This window comes from Lentzea sp., assembly GCF_036380075.1.
Taxonomy (GTDB): domain Bacteria; phylum Actinomycetota; class Actinomycetes; order Mycobacteriales; family Pseudonocardiaceae; genus Lentzea.
Map to the genome: position 1 here is coordinate 1 of NZ_DASVFL010000188.1, position 4,517 is coordinate 4,517.

The window sequence follows — 4,517 nt, forward strand, 5'->3', positions numbered from 1 at the left end:
CTGAGGTGCGACTCGTGACGGGACCCCACCGCCGGGGGTGCTCGGTAGTGCGTGGAGGACGGCTCGCCTTCGGCTTCGCTCGGCTCGCCTTCTACTTCTGGTCGAAGTAGAAGCCTGCTTCCAGGTCTTCCAGGAGGCCCGGTTCCTTCGGCTCCCAGTTCAGCAGTGCCTTCGTCTGCTCTGCTGACGTTGGGGCGTCGCGCGACACCATGAACGCCAGCGGGCCGAAGTGCTCCTGGGCGCGTTCTGCCGGGATGCTCTCCACCGGCAGGTCCAGCTTGCGGCCGATGACCTCGGCGATCTCCTTCATCGTGATCGCCTCCTCCGCCACCGCGTGCAGGATCGTGCCTGCCGGGGCCTTTTCCGCTGCCAGGCGGTAGAGGCGTGCCGCGTCCAGGGTGTGGCCCGCTGACCAGCGGTTCGTGCCGTCGCCGGGGTAGCCGGAGATGCCGGTGGTCCGTGCGGTCCTCACCAGGATCGGGATGAAGCCCGCGGTGTCCAGGGCGCTGTGGACGGTCGGCGGGAGGACCACCACGGCGCCGCGGACGTCCTGGGAGTCGACGATCTCGTTGCGGGCCGCGCCCCTCGGGCTTTCGCTGGAGACCCGTTCCTCCTCGGTGGCTGTGCGGCCCAGGCCCGAGTACGACAGGGTGCCGCCCGTGCCGATCAGGGCCTTGCCGGTGCCGGACAGCTCGGCCAGGAACGCGCGGACCACCGCGAGGTCCGCGTCGGCCGCGCCCTGGTAGTCGCCCGCGTACATCTCGTCGTGCTTGAACGCCAGGTGGATCACGGCGTCGGACTCTGCGGCGCCCTTGCGGAGGCCGTCCAGGTCGTCGAGGTCTCCCAGCTGGGCGGTGGCGCCCTGGGCCTCGATCTTGGCGGCTGACGCCTCGGAACGGGCCAGGCCCACTACCTGGTGGCCCGCCCTCAGCAGTTCCGGGACCAGGGCCGAGCCGACGTGGCCGCTGGCGCCCGTGACGAAGACCTTCATGGAACAGCTCCTGCGATGAGTGATGGGACTTGGTCTCATCAACCGTAGCAGAGTGATGGGACTAAGTCGCATCACTTAGGATGGGGGCATGGGTCGATGGGAGCCGGACGCACGGGCGCGGTTGGTGCGCGCCGCACTCGACCTGTTCAGCGAGCAGGGGTACGAGAACACGGCGGTCGCGCAGATCGCGGAGCGCGCCGGGTTGACGAAGAGCACGTTCTTCCGGCACTTCCGCGACAAGCGCGAGGTGTTGTTCGGCGGCCAGGACGAGCTGGCCGGGCTGATGACCGGGGCGATCGCCGCCACGCCGGTGGAGGCCGGGCCGTTGGCCGCGGTCGAGGCCGCGCTGGTGGCCACCGCGGTGACGTTCGGGGAGGAGCGGCTCTCGCACGGGGCGCAGCGGCTGGCGGTGATCGCCGGCAACGACGAGCTGCGGGAGCGGAGCGCGCTGAAGATGGTCGGGTTCGCCGTGGCGATGGCCGACGCGTTGAAGGCGCGCGGGGTGCCGGAGCTGGACGCGGCCGTGGCGGCTGAGCTGGGGATCCTGGCGTTCCAGCGCGGGTACGACCGGTGGCTCGAGGCCGGCGGGGACTTCGGGGAGATCGCCCGCCGGACGCTCGGCGACGTGCGTGCGGCCGTGCAGGCCCTAGAGGGCGGCGAGTAGCTCCTCGACCTCGGCGGCGATGCGGTCCAACGCCTGGTCGTCGTCGTGGGCGGCGATCGCGCGGTCGATCCAGTCGGCGATCAGCGGCATCTGTCCGGGCGTGAGGCCGCGGGTGGTGACGCCGGCCGTGCCGAGGCGGATGCCGGACGGGTCGAACGGCTTGCGGGTGTCGAACGGGACCGCGTTGTAGTTGAGCTCGATGCCCGCGCGGTCGAGGGCCCGCGCCGCCGGCTTGCCGCCGAGCAGCTTCGACGTCAGGTCGATCAGCACCAGGTGGTTGTCCGTGCCGCCGGACACCAGGTCGAAGCCGCGGGCCAGCAGCGCGTCGGCGAGCGCCTTGGCGTTCGCGACGACCGTGTGGGCGTACTCGCGGAACTCCGGCTGCGCGGCTTCGTGCAGTGCCACGGCGATGGCGGCCGTCGTGTGGTCGTGCGGGCCGCCCTGCAGGCCGGGGAACACGGCGCGGTCGATCGCCTTCGCGTGCTCGTCGTCGCACAGGATCATGGCGCCACGCGGGCCGCGCAACGTCTTGTGGGTCGTCGTGGTGATCACCGGCGCGTGCCCGACCGGCGACGGGTGCGCGCCGCCCGCCACGAGGCCCGCGATGTGCGCGATGTCGGCGACCAGGACCGCGCCGACCTCGTTCGCGATCTCCGCGAACGCCGGGAAGTCGATCGTGCGCGGGATGGCCGTGCCGCCGCAGAAGATCACCTTCGGGCGTTCGGCCAGCGCCAGCGCGCGGACCTCGTCCAGGTCGACGACGCCGGTGTCCTTGCGGACCTCGTACTGCACCGCGCGGAACCACCTGCCCGTGGCCGAGACACCCCAGCCGTGGGTGAGGTGGCCACCCATCGGCAGCGACATGCCCATGACGGTGTCGCCGGGCTGCAGGAACGCCAGGTACACGGCGAGGTTCGCCGGTGCGCCGGACAGCGGCTGCACGTTGGCGTGGTCCACGCCGAACAGCGACTTCGCCCGGTCGATGGCCAGCTGCTCGACCTGGTCGATGATCTGCTGACCCTCGTAGTACCGCTTGCCGGGGTAGCCCTCGGAGTACTTGTTGGTCAGCACGGAACCCGTCGCCTCGAGCACGGCCTGCGACACGTCGTTCTCCGACGCGATCATGCGCAGCTTGCGTGCCTGGCGGTCGGCCTCCGCGTTGATCAGCGCGAACACGGCGGGATCGGTTTCAGCGAGCACAGCGCGACTCCACGCCGGGCACCCAGGCGTTCGGTGCACACGGCGGTCGCTTCCCGGTGGTCACTTCCACCCTCGGCACGCCAGTCGCGGACGTGCCGAGCCTAGTCCAGCGTGAACGGGTCGTACTTGATCCGGTCGAGCGGAGTTCCGGCGACCAGCATGCGGGACACCGTCGACCTGATCATGGCCGGGCTGCCGCAGACCAGGACGTCGCGGTCCTCCCACGCTCCGTAGCGCGTGACGACGTCGGCCAGGCTGCCCTGTTCGACGCCGCGGACCCCGGGATCCGACTCCAGCACCGGCACGACCGTGAGCCACGGGTTCGTGGTCGCGATGCGCTGCAGGTTGTCGAGGTCGTAGAGGTCCTCGCGGGTCCGGCCGCCGTAGAACAGGTGCACGCGGGGGTTGTCGCCCCACTGCGACATCTCGTCGATGATCGCGTGCATCGGCGCCACGCCCGTGCCGCCGGCCACCATCAGGACGTCCGACCCGGACGAGCGGTCGACCGAGAGACGTCCCATCGGCGGACCGATGCGCCACGTGTCGCCGGCCTGCGTGTGGCCGACCACCGAGCGGGACACCCAGCCGCCGTCGACGGACCGGATGTGGAACTCGATGACGCCGTCCTCGCGGGGGGCGTTCGCCGGCGAGTAGTACCGCCACAGGCGCTTGCGCTGCGGCGTCTCCACGCTGACGTACTGACCGGCCTTGTAGCTGACCGGGTGGTCCGGCTGCAGCCGCACGACCGCGAGGTCCCACGAGACGCGCTGGTGCTCCAGCACCGTCGCGTGCCAGTAGGCGGGCCCGTTGTCGGCGTCGGCGGCCTCCTGCATGGCCCGCGCCATCAGCGTGTAGGCCTCGGCCCACGCCATCTCGACCTTGGGCGTCCAGGCGGCACCGGCGAACTTCTTCACCGCGGACAGCAGTGCGGTCCCGACCGCCTCGTAGTGGACGTTGATGACACCGAACTTCCGGTGGTCACGGCCCAGCTGGCGGAGGAACGGGATCAGGTCGTCCGGGCGGTCGACCATCTGCACCACGTGCACGAGGGCGCGCAGCAGGCGGCTGCGTTGCACCTCCATGTTCGCGGGGAACATCTCGCGTGTGGCGGGCGAGAGCGAGAAGAGCATGCCGTAGAAGAACTTCGCCACTTCTTCGGCGTGCGGTTCCACCACCGCGAAGCTCTCCCGGATCATCCGCACCATCGCGGTGACGCCAGGCGGAGGTTCGCGGTGTGGCGGGGTAGGGATGGGGCTCAGCACAGCGTTCGCAGTCATGGTCCGCGCGCAGTCTCCACGTTCGTTCTCATTGGCGCCGGCAAGGCGCTGCCGTCCTCGTCAAGCATCCGTCCCCCGACAGGGTGGACAGTAACCCCTGTTTTAGCCCTTTGACTCCTTGATGCCACCTTCGAGCGAAGCATGATTACTCTACGCAACTGGTTGCTACCGCAACAGTGTGAATGTGAGGGTCCGTCTGTACCGGGTTGCGTGCTTGCGTGCTTGGGTGGGCCGCGTGTCCCTGCCAGAGTTGACTGAAACCACCTCACCCGACCGTGTCGAGCTCCCCGGCTCGCGCGGGGAGCACTTCCTCCAATGTGCCCTGGAGACGTCCGATCGCGCTAGACGCTTCTACTCGGACCAGGTCCTCGACCACCTCAACCCG

4 protein-coding genes and 1 riboswitch are annotated in these 4,517 nt (G+C 70.0%); of the genes, 1 reads left to right on the forward strand and 3 read right to left on the reverse strand.

Annotated features, from left to right (window positions below; translation table 11 throughout):
* Nucleotides 1-91: 91 nt before the first annotated feature.
* Complete coding sequence (locus tag VF330_RS21025; protein ID WP_330853341.1) at nucleotides 92-991, reverse strand: SDR family oxidoreductase; 900 nt, start codon at nucleotides 989-991, stop codon at nucleotides 92-94.
* 88 nt (nucleotides 992-1,079) lie between these two features.
* Between VF330_RS21025 and VF330_RS21030 the strand changes: the two genes are divergently transcribed.
* Nucleotides 1,080-1,655: a helix-turn-helix domain-containing protein gene (locus VF330_RS21030; protein ID WP_330853342.1), complete on the forward strand. Its 576-nt coding sequence runs from the start codon at nucleotides 1,080-1,082 to the stop codon at nucleotides 1,653-1,655.
* Here VF330_RS21030 and glyA read toward each other — a convergent pair.
* Nucleotides 1,638-2,855: a serine hydroxymethyltransferase gene (glyA, locus tag VF330_RS21035; RefSeq protein WP_330853343.1), complete on the reverse strand. Its 1,218-nt coding sequence runs from the start codon at nucleotides 2,853-2,855 to the stop codon at nucleotides 1,638-1,640. The two genes, VF330_RS21030 and glyA, sit on opposite strands and share 18 nt — an antisense overlap.
* A 13-nt stretch (nucleotides 2,856-2,868) precedes the next feature.
* Nucleotides 2,869-2,953: riboswitch (ZMP/ZTP riboswitch) on the reverse strand.
* Nucleotides 2,954-2,956: 3 nt separating this feature from the next.
* The gene (locus tag VF330_RS21040; RefSeq protein WP_330853344.1) at nucleotides 2,957-4,060 is read right to left on the reverse strand and encodes an FAD-binding oxidoreductase; all 1,104 of its coding nucleotides are present in this window, start codon (nucleotides 4,058-4,060) and stop codon (nucleotides 2,957-2,959) included.
* Between the last annotated feature and the right edge of the window lie 457 nt (nucleotides 4,061-4,517).